Consider the following 16,111-nt stretch of genomic DNA (forward strand, 5'->3'; position numbering starts at 1 on the left):
CGTAAGCTTCAACAGTTCATCATTCCATTTGTTCAGTTTTGATGGAACTTGTGAGGGGCCATAGCTCAGCTGGGAGAGCGCCTGCCTTGCACGCAGGAGGTCAGCGGTTCGATCCCGCTTGGCTCCACCAATTACAATTTCATCTATAATTGTTTGAAGATCATTAACTCTTCAGGAGTTAATTGATAATCACACAGCTTTGCACCTTGAAAACTGGATACCGAAACGAAATTGCGTTTTAGAATATTCCTTTAAGCTGATCTTGTGTAAACAAGTGAAATAAAGGTAGCATATCGTATTTACATTGTAGATACTAGGTTAAGCTACAAAGAGCACACGGAGGATGCCTAGGCGCCAGGAGCCGACGAAGGACGTGGCGAACAACGATAAAGCCTCGGGGAGCTGTAAGCAAGCTTTGATCCGGGGATGTCCGAATGGGGAAACCCGGCTGTCTTCATCGACAGTCACTACTCACTGAATTCATAGGTGAGTGAGAGGCAGACCAGGGGAACTGAAACATCTAAGTACCCTGAGGAAGAGAAAACAATAGTGATTCCGTCAGTAGCGGCGAGCGAACGCGGATTAGCCCAAACCAAGGAGCTTGCTCCTTGGGGTTGTGGGACGTCTCACATGGAGTTACAAAGGAACCGGTTAGATGAAGAGGTCTGGAAAGGCCCGCCAGAGAAGGTAAAAGCCCTGTAGTTCAAAACTTGTTCCCTCCGAGACGGATCCCGAGTAGTGCGGGGCACGTGAAACCCCGTATGAATCCGGCAGGACCATCTGCCAAGGCTAAATACTCCCTGGCGACCGATAGTGAAGCAGTACCGTGAGGGAAAGGTGAAAAGCACCCCGGAAGGGGAGTGAAATAGATCCTGAAACCGTGTGCTTACAAGAAGTCAGAGCCTGATCGATGGGTGATGGCGTGCCTTTTGTAGAATGAACCGGCGAGTTACGTTCCCGTGCAAGGTTAAGGTGAAGAGCTGAAGCCGCAGCGAAAGCGAGTCTGAATAGGGCGAATGAGTACGTGGACGTAGACCCGAAACCGGGTGATCTACCCCTGTCCAGGGTGAAGGTGCGGTAACACGCACTGGAGGCCCGAACCCACGCATGTTGAAAAATGCGGGGATGAGGTGGGGGTAGCGGAGAAATTCCAATCGAACCCGGAGATAGCTGGTTCTCCCCGAAATAGCTTTAGGGCTAGCCTCGGAAAGAAGAATCATGGAGGTAGAGCACTGATTGGGTGCGGGGCCCGCAAGGGTTACCAAGCTCAGTCAAACTCCGAATGCCATAGATTTAGTTCCGGGAGTCAGACAGTGAGTGCTAAGATCCATTGTCGAAAGGGAAACAGCCCAGACCATCAGCTAAGGTCCCCAAGTGTGTGTTAAGTGGGAAAGGATGTGGAGTTGCACAGACAACCAGGATGTTGGCTTAGAAGCAGCCACCATTGAAAGAGTGCGTAATAGCTCACTGGTCGAGTGACTCTGCGCCGAAAATGTAACGGGGCTAAACACACCACCGAAGCTATGGCTTGATGCTTGCATCAGGGGTAGGGGAGCGTTGAATGCGGGTTGAAGGTGTACCGGAAGGAGCGCTGGACTGCATTCAAGTGAGAATGCCGGTATGAGTAACGAAAAGATCTGTGAGAATCAGATCCGCCGAAAGCCTAAGGGTTCCTGAGGAAGGTTCGTCCACTCAGGGTAAGTCGGGACCTAAGGCGAGGCCGATAGGCGTAGTCGAAGGACAACAGGTAGAAATTCCTGTACCACCGTAATCCGCTATGAGCGATGGGGTGACGCAGTAGGGTAGTGACGCGGACTGATGGATGTCCGTCTAAGCAGTGAGGCTGATGTGTAGGAAAATCCGCACATCGTAAGGCTGGGCTGTGATGGGGAGCGAAAATTGTAGTAGCGAAGGTCATGATCTCAGACTGCCAAGAAAAGCCTCTAGCCAGGAGAAGGTGCCCGTACCGCAAACCGACACAGGTAGGCGAGAAGAGAATTCTAAGGCGCGCGGAAGAACTCTCGTTAAGGAACTCGGCAAAATGACCCCGTAACTTCGGGAGAAGGGGTGCCTCGGTAGGGTGAATAGCCCGAGGGGGCCGCAGTGAAAAGGCCCAAGCGACTGTTTAGCAAAAACACAGGTCTGTGCGAAGCCGCAAGGCGAAGTATACGGGCTGACGCCTGCCCGGTGCTGGAAGGTTAAGGGGAGTGGTAAGCCTTCGGGCGAAGCTATGAACCGAAGCCCCAGTAAACGGCGGCCGTAACTATAACGGTCCTAAGGTAGCGAAATTCCTTGTCAGGTAAATTCTGACCCGCACGAATGGCGTAACGACTTGGGCGCTGTCTCAACGAGAGATCCGGTGAAATTTTAATACCTGTGAAGATGCAGGTTACCCGCGACAAGACGGAAAGACCCCATGGAGCTTTACTGCAGCTTGATATTGAATTTGGGTACGATCTGTACAGGATAGGTGGGAGCCGTAGAACTTTGAGCGCCAGCTTGAAGGGAGGCATCCTTGGGATACCACCCTGATCGTATCTAGGTTCTAACTTGGTACCGTGATCCGGTACGAGGACAGTGTCAGGTGGGCAGTTTGACTGGGGCGGTCGCCTCCTAAAGAGTAACGGAGGCGCCCCAAGGTTCCCTCAGAATGGTTGGAAATCATTCGAAGAGTGCAAAGGCAGAAGGGAGCTTGACTGCGAGACCTACAAGTCGAGCAGGGACGAAAGTCGGGCTTAGTGATCCGGTGGTACCGCATGGAAGGGCCATCGCTCAACGGATAAAAGCTACCCTGGGGATAACAGGCTTATCTCCCCCAAGAGTCCACATCGACGGGGAGGTTTGGCACCTCGATGTCGGCTCATCGCATCCTGGGGCTGAAGTAGGTCCCAAGGGTTGGGCTGTTCGCCCATTAAAGCGGTACGCGAGCTGGGTTCAGAACGTCGTGAGACAGTTCGGTCCCTATCTGTCGTGGGCGTAGGAAATTTGAGAGGAGCTGTCCTTAGTACGAGAGGACCGGGATGGACGTACCGCTGGTGTACCAGTTGTTCCGCCAGGAGCACCGCTGGGTAGCTATGTACGGAAGGGATAAGCGCTGAAAGCATCTAAGCGTGAAGCCCCCCTCAAGATGAGATTTCCCAGTAAGTAAGACCCCTTGAAGACGACGAGGTAGATAGGTTGGGGGTGGAAGTGCAGTAATGCATGGAGCTGACCAATACTAATCGGTCGAGGGCTTATCCTAAGATAAGACGCAAGGAAGTTTCGGATCCAGTTTTCAGGGTGTAAGTTCAGTATATCATCAGCTCAAGTAGCTGAAGTTACACGAACAAACACACAGCATTTGGCGATGCTGATTCCTGAAAAAGAATTTACGGTGTAAATTCATGTTTGGTGGCGATAGCGGAGGGGTTCCACACGTACCCATCCCGAACACGACCGTTAAGCCCTCCAGCGCCGATGGTACTTGGACCGCAGGGTCCTGGGAGAGTAGGACGTTGCCAAGCAAAAGTGAAAAAGGATGATAACCTTAGCAGGTTATCATCCTTTTTTTATGTATTTTGTGGATGGACACCTGCTTCTAAGGTTGACAGAGAGAAGATGCTTTGCGACACTCTAAGTGCGTATTTTTTTAAAAGGTCCAAGTATACGAGCGAGGTGACGAAGTTATGAAGATCAGGCAATTACAACGTGAGGAATTTGAAGCAGCTATTGAATTATCCCAGTATGCTTTTCAGTTTACAATGCCCCCGGAGGATCTGGAGAAAGCTAAGAAGAAATTCAAACCAGAACAAACATGGGGAATCTTCGACGGGCACGAATTGAATGCTAAACTGACCTTGCTGCCGCTACAAGTATACATACATGGTCAGGTTTTTGATATGGGGGGCATTGCTGGTGTGGCAACGTGGCCGGAAAAGCGTCGCGGGGGTATGGTTTCACGTTTGTTGACGCATGCGCTTGAAGAGATGAAGACTGCAGGACAAAGCCTTTCTTTTCTGCATCCATTCTCATTTGCCTTTTATCGTAAATTTGGATGGGAAACATATACGGAGTACAAAAAGTACGTCATTCCAATTGATAAATTCCCTGCTAAACTTAAAACAGAAGGTATAGTCAAACGGGATATCAAAAATATTTCAGAATTGGACCAAGTGTATCAATCGTATGCTCCACGTTACAATGGTACGCTGGTACGAGATAAGGAATGGTGGCAGGAACGGATTTTAAATGAAAATTATCGAACTGTAGTATATTACACGGATGCAGGCAATCCTCAGGGATATGCACTATACAAAATAGAAGATAAACAGTTAAATTGTGATGAGTTGGTATATGAAAATGAGACGGCACGTCGGGCTTTGTGGACTTATTTTGCAAATCATGACTCAATGATAACCCAAGGTAAATTTATTTACGTTCCAGCAGATGACAACCTGCCCTTTTTACTCGATGATCCGCGAATTCAACAGGAAACGGTGCCTTATTTTATGGGGCGTATTGTGGATGCAGTTGCTTTTGTAGAGAGATACCCTTTTGAGCAGATTGGAGAAGAAACAAGTTTGACCTTACATCTGACAGATCGGTATGCCCCTTGGAATGAAGGAGTATGGAGATTAACAATTACTACGGAGGGGCAAGGACATCTGGCAAGAGTGGATACAAGCAATTTATCTGACAACGCCTTAGCAGCTGACTTGAAACTGGGGATTCAGTCATTAACAAGTTTAATGCTCGGCTACCAGCAAGCTGATAACCTGTCTAATTGGGGGCGTATTGAAGGAAGCAGTAAGTCTGTGGCTGCACTTAAACGTGTAATACCAATAAAACAAACGTTCTTATTGGATTTTTTCTGATAAAGGTCCAATTGGTTCTTCTTAATGTCCAACTTTTTTAACCAAATAGGATGTGGTTTATCATAATTACTCAAAGCTCTTTCCATAATGGGAAGAGTTTTTTGTAATATGGTATAAAACATAATTAGATTGCGAAAAATGGTATTGACCCCTTGGCAAAAATGAAATTTGTGCTATAATACGAATATAGTCAAAGAAAGTCAAAGTCAATTGGAATCAGTGTGATTCCACAGAAGTATTATGTTGTTGGATTGGCCATATATATCAATTTGACAGCAAAAAAGTAAAAAATAACGACATGATTTGCGTATAGTTAGGAGCTGCTTCTTATGTACAGAAGTGAAGTGTATGATTTATCGCAAATAAAGGTCACACTAGAAACGAAACGGTACAATTCCAATGGATGTACAACAGGCAATAGCCTGAATGCAGCTTAGATTCGTGACTATATCGTTTGGTTAAGTTCAATATACGGCGGACTCTGTGGAGCGTGAAATGTACTTGAATACTTGCGTTTCCGTTAGTGGAGGATGATGAAATGCGCAATGTTTCCGACATTATTGAACAATATTTGAAGAGCATGCTGCTGGAAAGTCCCCAAGGCTTAGTGGAGATTCAGCGCAATGATCTGGCTGACCGCTTTTCCTGCGTACCGTCGCAAATTAATTATGTAATTAGTACCCGGTTTACGCTGGAAAAAGGTTATGTGGTGGAAAGTAAACGCGGTGGTGGAGGCTACATTCGAATTCAGCGAATTCAATTACCTGCACAACATGCGATCCATACACACCTTCATCAGAGCATCGGGGAGGAAATTAGCCAATCGGCAGCAGAAGGATTGATTTATCAGTTAGAGGAAGCTCATTTTTTAAGCAAAAGGGAAGCTGGTCTAATGAAGGCTGCTTTATCAAGAGATACATTATTGCTAAAGCTTCCCTATCGTGACCAACTGCGAGCAAGATTGCTTAAGGCTATGCTGATCTCGTTGCTGGCGGCCAAATAGCTAGTATCCATTAACCAGTGAATAGAGATTTGCAATTCAGATGTAGGGATTTGTAAAAATCCTGACGTTGAAGGAGGTGCTTTTATGCTGTGCCAAGAATGTAATATGCGGCCGGCAACTTTGCATTTCACCAAAATTGTGAATGGCGAAAAGACAGAATTTCATATTTGTGAGACATGTGCGAAGGAAAAAGGGGAGATGATCCCTGGAACACCTAATGGCTTTTCGATTCATAGCTTGTTGTCGGGGATGTTGGATTTTGACTCCAGCACAAAGAGCCAGTCTTCAGGTCACACTGTTCCCCAAAATCTGCAATGCAAGGATTGCGGTATGACTTATACACAGTTTAGTAAGCTAGGACGTTTTGGATGTCCATCATGCTATCAATATTTTGATAGTCGTCTGGACCCTCTGTTCAAGCGTGTGCATGGTAGTACGAGTCATGTTGGGAAAGTTCCGGTCCGTACTGGAGGCCGATTAAAGGTTAAACGGCAAATTGATGATTTGAAAAAAGAGATGCAACAACACATTGTACAGGAAGAATTCGAATCAGCTGCTGAGCTTAGGGATCAAATCAGAAAGCTTGAAAAAGAAATGACTGAAGAGTAAAGTTTGTGAAGAGTAGGAGGGAATGCGTGATGCCCAATATCCGATTTACGGAAAAGCCGCTAAGTGATTGGATGCGTGGTGATGCTGCGGATTCGGAGATTGTCATTAGCAGCCGGGTAAGAATTGCGCGTAACTTGCAGCATCTGCCTTTTCCCATGCTTGCTACCAATCAGCAGTCGGAAGAAGTGCTTCAACGCTTAACGGATATCCTTCAGTATGATGATTTGCGTCGTTTTGGTACTTTTCATACCTTGAAAATATCCGAGTTGGATGAGATCGACAAGCAGGTACTGGTTGAGAAGCACTTAATTAGTCCTAATTTGGCGAACGAATCTCGCAACGGTGCTGTGTTGATTAGTGATGATGAATCAGTTAGTGTTATGATAAATGAAGAGGATCATCTGCGTATTCAGTGCTTATATCCGGGATGTCAGGTGAGAGAAGCCTGGGAACGTGCTATGGTCATTGATGATGCATTTGAAGCGCATGTTGATTATGCATTTGATGATCAGAGGGGGTTTCTGACCAGTTGTCCGACGAATGTCGGCACAGGTATGAGAGCTTCGGTGATGATGCATTTACCTGCATTGGTCATGACTCACCAAATCAATCGTATATTGTCCGCTGTTTCACAGGTCGGTCTTACAGTTCGCGGCATTTATGGTGAAGGCAGCGAAGCAGTTGGAAATTTGTTTCAGGTATCTAATCAGATTACCCTGGGACAAACCGAAGCGGAAATTATCGAGAATCTGCATGGCGTGGTGCTGCAAATTATAGAGCACGAACGTTCTGCCAGAGAACGATTGATGAATGAATCCATGCTGCGGATTACAGATCGGGTGATGCGTTCATTCGGTATTTTGTCATATGCAGCAGTTTTGGATTCCAAGGAGGCTGCACAGCGGCTGTCCGATGTACGTCTCGGTGTAGATTTAGGGATTTTGGAGCGTCCTTCCATTGCAGCGATGAATGAGCTTAATGTGATGACGCAACCTGGCTTTCTGCAAAAAAGCTTTGGGGATAAAATGAATACCGGTGAGCGCGATATGTACCGGGCGAAGCTGATCCGGCAAAAATTAGGCACAACCCTTTAATATATAGAATGATCTGAAATACACATTGTGGAGGTGCAGGATATATGATGTTTGGAAGATTTACGGAACGTGCACAGAAAGTGCTTGCCTTGGCCCAGGAAGAAGCTGTTCGATTGGGACACAACAACATTGGCACAGAGCACATTTTGCTAGGACTCATTCGTGAAGGCGAAGGAATAGCAGCGAAAGCCTTAATCGGTTTAGGGCTGGGACTGGAAAAAATCCAGGATGAAGTGGAAACACTGATTGGACGCGGTCAAGAGCAACCGACGAACATTGCCTATACTCCACGTGCCAAAAAAGTCATTGAGCTGTCTATGGATGAAGCACGTAAATTGGGTCATACCTATGTAGGTACCGAGCATATTTTGCTAGGTCTTATTCGTGAAGGTGAAGGCGTGGCAGCACGTGTTCTGAACAACCTGGGTATCAGTTTGAACAAAGCGCGTCAGCAAGTGCTTCAATTGCTCGGCAGCAGCGAGGCAGTTTCCAGCCATCACGGTGCTCCAGCTAATGTCAGCACGCCAACCCTGGATAGTCTGGCACGCGATCTGACGGCTTCTGCGAAGGAAAACAACTTGGACCCCGTTATTGGACGCAGCAAGGAAATTGAGCGTGTTATTCAAGTGCTCAGCCGCCGTACAAAGAACAATCCTGTTTTGATTGGTGAACCTGGGGTAGGTAAAACAGCGATTGCCGAAGGATTGGCACAAAAAATCATAGCGAATGAGATTCCTGAAACCTTGCGCGACAAACGCGTAATGACACTCGATATGGGCTCTGTAGTAGCAGGTACTAAGTATCGTGGTGAATTTGAGGATCGCTTGAAGAAGATTATGGACGAGATTCGTCAAGCCGGAAATATCGTACTGTTCATTGATGAGCTGCATACGCTGATTGGTGCTGGTGGAGCGGAAGGCGCAATTGATGCGTCCAACATCCTGAAACCTGCTCTGGCACGTGGCGAGCTGCAATGTATCGGTGCTACTACGCTGGATGAATATCGCAAATATATTGAGAAAGATGCTGCTTTGGAGCGTCGTTTCCAACCTATTACAGTGGATCAACCTTCTCCAGAAGAAGCAATCCAAATCTTGTATGGTCTGCGCGACCGTTACGAAGCGCATCACCGTGTAAAAATCACGGATGAGGCTATTGAAGCTGCAGTAAGATTGTCAGATCGTTATATTACTGATCGCTTCCTACCGGATAAGGCTATTGACCTTATTGATGAAGCAGGTTCCAAGGTAAGGCTGAATTCCTATACAGTACCGCCAAACCTGAAACAGCTGGAAAACCGTCTGGAAGATATCCGCAAGGAAAAAGATTCAGCGGTACAAAGTCAGGAGTTTGAAAAGGCAGCTGCGCTACGCGATACAGAGCAAAAGATTCGTGAAGAGCTGGATGTCACTAAAAACCAATGGAAAGAACAACAGGGGCGTACAGATTCCGAAGTTACACCAGAGGATATCGCTCAGGTTGTTGCCATCTGGACTGGTGTCCCAGTCAGCAAGCTAAAAGAAGAAGAAACACATCGTTTGCTGAATATGGAGCAACTGTTGCATGAACGGGTGATTGGGCAGGACGAAGCTGTTAAGGCAGTAAGCCGGGCGATTCGCCGGGCACGCGCCGGTCTGAAAGATCCGAAGCGTCCAATTGGCTCCTTTATTTTCCTCGGTCCAACTGGGGTTGGTAAAACAGAGCTGGCACGCGCCTTGGCTGAATCTATGTTTGGTGATGAAAATGCGGTTATCCGTATTGATATGTCCGAATATATGGAGAAGCACTCCACATCCCGTCTGGTAGGAGCGCCTCCAGGGTACGTTGGATATGAAGAAGGCGGTCAACTGACTGAGAAGGTACGTCGTAAGCCTTACTCTGTTGTGTTGCTGGATGAAATTGAAAAGGCACACCCAGAAGTATTCAATATTCTGCTGCAAGTGTTGGAGGATGGACGTCTGACGGATTCCAAAGGTCGTGTTGTTGACTTCCGTAACACACTCATCATCCTAACTTCCAACGTTGGTGCGCAGGCAATCAAACGTAACTCCACGCTTGGCTTTACAGCTGTTGTGGACGCTGGGGCGGATTACGATAACATGAAGGGCAAAGTGATGGATGAACTGAAGAAAAGTTTCCGTCCTGAGTTCTTGAACCGGATAGATGAAATTATCGTTTTCCATTCTCTCGAAGAAAAACATATTGCCGAAATTGTTTCACTCATGTCTGAGGAGCTGCGTAAGCGTCTGAATGAGTATGAGGTGGACTTTGAGTTGACAGACAAGGCTAAGAATTTCCTTGCTAAGGAAGGCTTCGATCCAGCGTATGGTGCGCGTCCATTGCGTCGTGCAATCCAGAAGCATATTGAAGATCGCCTGTCCGAGGAACTGTTGACTGGAAACATTTCTAAAGGCGACTCTCTCTACATTGATGAAGAGAACGGTGCATTGACAGTAACGAAAAAGGATAATGTATCCGCGAAGTCCTAAAGCAGTTTAGTAAATAAAACATTAGAAAAGGGTGTCTCGCAGGCTGGAAAGCTATTGCGAAGGCACCCTTTTTGTGTATTGAATACCTTGAAAGGGTAGGCTAAAAGCTTTGGGAAAGTTTGTGATACTGCTTTACGTCCGCCAAGCTTCAATGGTAAACTTTTATTGTTACAGCTCTTTCAGGTGCTGTGTGAAGAATAAATTTGACATCATCGTCGTCAAGAAGGAGCCAGGGAATAAAGTATGGCTAAAGTGAAAACTAAATTTTCCTGTACGGAATGTGGCTATGAATCGCCTAAATGGTACGGAAAATGCCCTGGATGCCAGGCATGGAATTCCATGGTCGAAGAAACGGAAAGCGTTGTAAAAACTCAAGGAATGGGATCTTCCCTTCTTACTCATAGCACAAAAGACAAACCGCTTCCTATTATTGAAGTGGAAAGTGGCAAAGAAACACGAATTTTGACGGGAATTGGTGAATTAAATCGTGTACTTGGTGGAGGTGTGGTGCCAGGTTCACTTGTTCTGGTGGGTGGTGATCCGGGGATCGGCAAGTCTACGCTTATGCTGCAAACCTCTAATGAGCTGGCTTTAACTGGTTTAAAGGTTCTGTACGTGTCTGGTGAGGAATCCGTCCGCCAAACAAAGCTACGTGCAGATCGCCTCGGTGCCTTGTCTCCCAGTCTGTACGTATTATGTGAGACGAATTTGGAGACGATTGAAGAAGCAGTGGACAGCTTGAAGCCAGAGTTTTTGGTCATCGACTCGATACAGACTGTATATTTACCTGAGGTGACAAGTGCGCCTGGTAGTGTAGCACAGGTGCGCGAGTGTACTTCACGATTTATGCGGATTGCCAAAGGATTAGGTATTGCTACAGTACTGGTAGGGCATGTGACCAAGGAAGGCGCTATTGCAGGTCCGCGTTTGTTGGAGCATATGGTCGATTGTGTACTTTATTTTGAAGGAGAGCGTCATCATACGTATCGGCTGTTGCGTGCGGTTAAGAATCGCTTTGGTTCTACAAATGAAATTGGTATTTTTGAAATGGCCGAAAGTGGTTTGCGTGAGGTGGCGAATCCTTCTGAACTTTTCTTGTCCGAACGGCCACTGGGGGTGGCAGGTTCCACCGTCGTTGCCAGTATGGAGGGAACCCGACCTGTATTGGTTGAACTGCAAGCACTAATTGCAGCTACACATTTTCCATCTCCACGCCGAATGGGTACGGGGATCGACCATCATCGGATGGGATTAATCATTGCCGTCCTAGAAAAGCGGATGGGCATGTTTTTGCAAAACCAGGACGCTTATCTCAACGTTGCTGGAGGCGTGAAGCTGGATGAACCAGCGGTGGATTTAGCTATAGCGGTGAGCATTGCTTCCAGCTTTAGGGATGCTCCTACCAAGCCGTACGATGTGATTTTTGGTGAAGTAGGACTGACAGGCGAGGTGCGGGCTGTATCCCGAGCAGAACAGCGTGTGCGAGAAGCGGAGAAGTTAGGTTTCAAACGGGTGATCATGCCCGAGAAAAGCTTAAAGGGCTGGACACATCCGAAAGGGATACAAATTATAGGAGTTGGAACGGTGGCAGATGCATTGGCAGCTGCATTAGATTAGGGGGCATTGAGAATGAAGGAAGCGAGCCAACTGGATAAAATGAACGATTTGCTGCGGCTTGTGGCACCGGGAACTCCCTTTCGCGACGGATTGGAAAACGTTTTGCGTGCCAAAACGGGTGCTCTTCTGGTCGTTGGCTATAGCCCGGAAGTAATGGAAGTCGTGGATGGCGGTTTCTCTATTAATTGTGATTTTTCACCGAACTATTTGTATGAGCTGGCTAAAATGGACGGCGCAATCATATTGAGCGAGGATTTAAAACGAATTTTATATGCCAATACGCAATTGATTCCTGACTCCTCCATTTCGTCCATAGAAACGGGGATTCGGCACCGGACGGCAGAACGAGTTGCGAAGCAGACTGGCAAACTGGTTGTGTCTATTTCCCAGCGTCGTAATATTATTACGTTGTATCAGGGGACTTTACGGTATGCGCTCAAGGAAATTGGGGTTATCTTAACGAAAGCTAATCAGGCCATTCAGACGCTGGAAAAATATAGATCCGTATTGGGGCAAGCCTCAACCAATTTAACTGCGTCTGAATTCGAAGAGTTGGTTACCATGCCAGAGGTCGTTAATGTCATTCAACGAATCGAAATGGTGCTCCGCATCAAAATGGAGATCAAACGATTTATTAACGAGCTCGGAAATGAGGGCAGGTTGATTAGCATGCAGATGGAGGAGCTTGTCAGCAATATCGAGGAAGAAGCTTGGTTGCTGTATAAGGATTATGCCAAAGACGACAGCGACGAGAAGATTCGTGAAATTATATTGGGACTCAAACGTTCTACGGACGACGAATTACTGGATGTGAATCATATTGTACGTTTATTAGGCTACCCTTCTTCAGCAGCGACATCAGAAGAATATATTGCTGCACGCGGATATCGGGTGCTGAATAAAATACCTCGTTTGCCAAATGTAATTATTCATAATCTGGTGGAACGATTTGGACGTTTTCCACATGTCATGACAGCAACGATTGAAGAACTGGATGAAGTGGATGGTATAGGAGAGGTTCGTGCGCGTACGATTAAAGAAGGGCTTAAACGTTTGCAGGAACAAGTTTTCATTGACAGACAAATGTAAATGTAATACAGTGAAAGGATTATAATGGAACAATTCATACATTGAGGTGAAGAGATGATTACCAAATCAATTCCGAACATGTGTACCTTGGGTAACTTGTTTCTCGGAATGATCGCCATTTTATTGGCCGTAGACGGAAAATACAGCCTTGCCGCTATTATGGTTATTGTCGCCATGTTGTTGGACGGACTGGATGGAAGGATGGCCCGGGCTCTGAATGCCCAGAGCGAATTCGGTAAAGAACTGGACTCCTTATCAGATATGATATCTTTTGGTGTTGCTCCCGCAGTTATTATGTACATGGTTGCTTTTCATGATGCGAATTCGGCTCTCGCTTGGACGGTTACAGCCATTTTTCCGATGTGCGGAGCATTGCGTTTGGCTCGTTTTAACGTACGTCCCGGTGTACCAGGTTATTTCACAGGTCTGCCCATTCCGGCAGCAGGTGGCGTATTAGCCACTTTGTCCTTATTCCATAACGAGATTTCTTTGTTATACATGTCGATTGCCATGTTGCTGGTCTCTTATTTGATGGTTAGCTCCATGAGATATCCGAATTTCAAAAAGGTCGGTCTTCCGAAAAAGGCGATCTGGATTGCTCCATGGGTCGTAATTGCAGCGGTGTTTCTGGCCGTTAAATTTCCTGATCAGCTGTCGAAGCTGATTTTTGTACCATTGGTGCTATATGCATTGTACGGTATGAAGCTGAACATTCGGAAGCTATCACGCAGACGTGGACGGGAACGAGATCGTTCTAATCAAGAAGAACAGGACGACCAATATCGTCATTCGCAACGTTAGTGTCAGACAAGAACTAGAAGAAGCATTTATTTCCTTGATTCATTCAGGGAGATAAATGCTTTTTTTATGCATAAAAAGTGAAAACACAGGGTTAGTTATGTGAGAAATGGATCATACTGGTAAGGGAAGTGCTATGTATCGAATAAATAGCAGACTATTGAAAAGAAAATAAAGGAGGTATAGAGACTCAATGTGGAGAAAGGCTATTTTAACTTTTACAGGATTGTGCGGCGCGTGGTTTGGCTATACGTTATACCAGCGGATAGGAGGCATCGTATCGTGGATGCCACAATGGTTGAGTGATGGTTCTTTACCAGGAATGGCTGTTTGGATGTTAGCGGGAGCAGTGCTATTTATGGCTGGCTGCTCATTCGCAGGGGCGTCCGTGGCGAATCGATTGCAGCAGGGTATTGAAGGCTTGGTACGAATTCCGATGAATGAGATGATGGCAGGTGTGATGGGGTTAGCAGTGGGGCTGATCCTTTCCTTGGCAGTTTACCCACTCTTTTCAGGATTGGGGGCACCTGGTCTACTTATCCAGACCGCGGTTACCTTGGTATGCGGATATGTGGGATTGATGGTAGGGCTAGAAAAACGGGACGAGCTGTCATCCTTTTGGAGTTCAGGTTTTTTTGGTCGGGGAGCGGATGTAGAAGAACGCAAGCTGGAGGAACATAAAATTTTGGACACCAGCGTCATTATAGATGGGCGTATTGCGGATATTTGCAAGACAGGTTTTATTGAAGGAACCATTGTGATTCCTGAATTTGTGTTGGAGGAGCTTCAGCATATCGCAGATTCTTCAGATTTACTTAAGCGTAATCGTGGACGGCGGGGTCTGGATATTTTGAATAAAATCCAAAAAGAGCTAGATGTGAATGTGCTCATTTATGAGGGGGATTTTGAGGAAATTTCAGAGGTCGACAGTAAGCTGGTTAAGCTTGCAAAGGTGTTGCAGGGTAAAGTTGTAACTAATGATTTTAACCTGAATAAAGTATGCGAACTTCAAGGTGTGTCTGTGCTGAACATTAATGATTTGGCGAATGCAGTGAAGCCTGTCGTACTGCCCGGTGAGGAGATTATGGTGCAGATTATCAAAGACGGCAAGGAGCATGGGCAGGGGGTAGCTTATCTGGATGATGGTACGATGATTGTTGTGGAGGGTGGACGTGACTATATTGGCTCTCTCATGGAAGTGCTGGTCACAAGTGTACTTCAGACCTCTGCGGGTCGCATGATCTTTGCTAAACCGAAATTATTGGAAAAAGCTCAATAAACGAGGTATGATGAAGTAGATGTGTTATCATACGGATCGTCCAAGTGCGATCAGGGCAGGAGTTATTTGAATGAACAATCAGGTAGGAGTCGTGATTGTGGCGGCCGGGCGCGGCTCCCGTATGGGAACGCAGGAGAGCAAGCAATTTCTGCTTTTGCGAGACAAGCCCATCTTCATACATACACTTGAAATATTCGCAGCAATGCCTGAAGTGGATGAAATGGTGATGGTTACTGGAGCTGGAGACGTGGAACGTTGCAGAGACTGGGTTCATCAATACAAGATTGGTAAAAATGTACGAGTGGTGGCTGGTGGCAGTGAACGCCAGCATTCGGTTTATCGCGGTTTGCGCCACTTGCAAACAGATTGGGTGATGGTGCATGATGGTGTGCGTCCACTGATTCAACCTGAGCTTGTACGTTCATGCCTGGAGGCTGCCCAGCGTACTGGTGCTTCTGTAGCGGCAGTACCTGTAAAGGATACAATCAAGCAAGTGAACGGGGATGGTATCATTACAGCAACGCCGGATCGCCGAAGTCTGTGGAGTATTCAAACGCCACAGACTTTTCGTCTTTCCGATCTGCTGCGGGCCTATGAGGAAGCGGAGCAGTCAGGATTTTTGGGGACAGATGATTCTATGCTGGTGGAGCTGCTAGGCATTCCAGTTACTGTCGTCCAAGGCAGCTATAAAAACATCAAAATTACTACGCCTGAGGATTTGGAGATGGCGGAGTTATGGGTAAAGACAGAGGGAGAGGATATCAAATGATCAGAATAGGGCAAGGATTTGACGTCCACCAGCTGGTGGAAGGAAGGCCATGCATCATCGGAGGCGTACATATTCCGTATGAAAAAGGTTTGCTAGGTCATTCCGATGCAGACGTGCTGCTGCATGCCATTAGCGATGCTATCCTGGGTGCGCTTGGCTTGGGAGACATCGGAAAGCATTTTCCGGATAACGACCCTGAATTTAAGGACGCAGATAGTCTTAAGCTACTGGAGCATGTGTGGGGGCTGGCTAAAGAGCGGGGATATCGATTGGGGAACATTGATTCTACGATTATTGCGCAGAAGCCCAAGATGGCATCGTACATCCCGCAGATGAATGAAATCATCGCCCGGGTGCTGGAAGCAGAGGAGTCGTCCCAGGTAAATGTTAAGGCGACAACGACGGAGCAACTCGGGTTTACCGGGCGAGGCGAGGGAATTGCGGCTCAATCGGTTGTCTGTCTAATCAAGTAAATGCTATCATCTTGAGTAATTCTATTTGGAGGAGATTA

At 46.7% G+C, this 16,111-nt stretch carries 10 protein-coding genes, 1 tRNA gene, 2 rRNA genes and 1 pseudogene; all 14 read left to right on the forward strand.

The features are described from left to right. Positions 1–54: 54 nt before the first annotated feature. Positions 55–130, forward strand: a tRNA-Ala gene (locus BN1546_RS14305). A gap of 186 nt (positions 131–316) precedes the next feature. Further along, a 23S ribosomal RNA gene (locus BN1546_RS14310) occupies positions 317–3,241 on the forward strand. Positions 3,242–3,386: 145 nt separating this feature from the next. After that, positions 3,387–3,503 (forward strand): 5S ribosomal RNA (rrf, locus tag BN1546_RS14315). A gap of 162 nt (positions 3,504–3,665) precedes the next feature. Beyond that, complete coding sequence (gene eis, locus BN1546_RS14320) at positions 3,666–4,853, forward strand: GNAT family N-acetyltransferase (RefSeq protein WP_090738072.1); 1,188 nt, start codon at positions 3,666–3,668, stop codon at positions 4,851–4,853. A gap of 538 nt (positions 4,854–5,391) precedes the next feature. Beyond that, positions 5,392–5,856, forward strand: a complete 465-nt coding sequence (locus BN1546_RS14325) for a CtsR family transcriptional regulator (protein ID WP_013373295.1) — start codon at positions 5,392–5,394, stop codon at positions 5,854–5,856. 84 nt (positions 5,857–5,940) lie between these two features. Further along, positions 5,941–6,465 carry a UvrB/UvrC motif-containing protein gene (locus BN1546_RS14330; protein WP_013373294.1) on the forward strand — a complete coding sequence of 175 codons (525 nt, stop codon included), beginning with the start codon at positions 5,941–5,943 and terminating at the stop codon, positions 6,463–6,465. A 29-nt stretch (positions 6,466–6,494) separates the two neighbouring features. Next, on the forward strand, positions 6,495–7,559 hold the full coding sequence (locus BN1546_RS14335) for a protein arginine kinase (RefSeq protein ID WP_090738074.1): 1,065 nt from the start codon (positions 6,495–6,497) through the stop codon (positions 7,557–7,559). 44 nt (positions 7,560–7,603) lie between these two features. Beyond that, positions 7,604–10,048 carry an ATP-dependent protease ATP-binding subunit ClpC gene (clpC, locus tag BN1546_RS14340; RefSeq protein WP_016818634.1) on the forward strand — a complete coding sequence of 815 codons (2,445 nt, stop codon included), beginning with the start codon at positions 7,604–7,606 and terminating at the stop codon, positions 10,046–10,048. A 243-nt stretch (positions 10,049–10,291) separates the two neighbouring features. Next, the gene (gene radA, locus BN1546_RS14345; RefSeq protein WP_013373291.1) at positions 10,292–11,665 is read left to right on the forward strand and encodes a DNA repair protein RadA; all 1,374 of its coding nucleotides are present in this window, start codon (positions 10,292–10,294) and stop codon (positions 11,663–11,665) included. 12 nt (positions 11,666–11,677) lie between these two features. Continuing rightward, positions 11,678–12,754, forward strand: a complete 1,077-nt coding sequence (disA, locus tag BN1546_RS14350) for a DNA integrity scanning diadenylate cyclase DisA (RefSeq protein ID WP_013373290.1) — start codon at positions 11,678–11,680, stop codon at positions 12,752–12,754. 54 nt (positions 12,755–12,808) lie between these two features. After that, a pseudogene (gene pssA / locus BN1546_RS14355) lies at positions 12,809–13,555 on the forward strand (CDP-diacylglycerol--serine O-phosphatidyltransferase); the annotation flags it as partial. 190 nt (positions 13,556–13,745) lie between these two features. Then, positions 13,746–14,831 carry a PIN/TRAM domain-containing protein gene (locus BN1546_RS14360; RefSeq protein WP_058712142.1) on the forward strand — a complete coding sequence of 362 codons (1,086 nt, stop codon included), beginning with the start codon at positions 13,746–13,748 and terminating at the stop codon, positions 14,829–14,831. Between the two features lie 70 nt (positions 14,832–14,901). Next, positions 14,902–15,600 carry a 2-C-methyl-D-erythritol 4-phosphate cytidylyltransferase gene (gene ispD, locus BN1546_RS14365; RefSeq protein WP_090738076.1) on the forward strand — a complete coding sequence of 233 codons (699 nt, stop codon included), beginning with the start codon at positions 14,902–14,904 and terminating at the stop codon, positions 15,598–15,600. Further along, positions 15,597–16,073, forward strand: a complete 477-nt coding sequence (ispF, locus tag BN1546_RS14370; protein WP_013373286.1) for a 2-C-methyl-D-erythritol 2,4-cyclodiphosphate synthase — start codon at positions 15,597–15,599, stop codon at positions 16,071–16,073. Before ispD ends, ispF begins: the two co-directional genes overlap by 4 nt. Positions 16,074–16,111: the final 38 nt, after the last annotated feature.

It is taken from the genome of Paenibacillus sp. Mc5Re-14 (genome assembly GCF_001049835.1).
GTDB classification, from domain to species: Bacteria; Bacillota; Bacilli; order Paenibacillales; family Paenibacillaceae; genus Paenibacillus; species Paenibacillus polymyxa_C.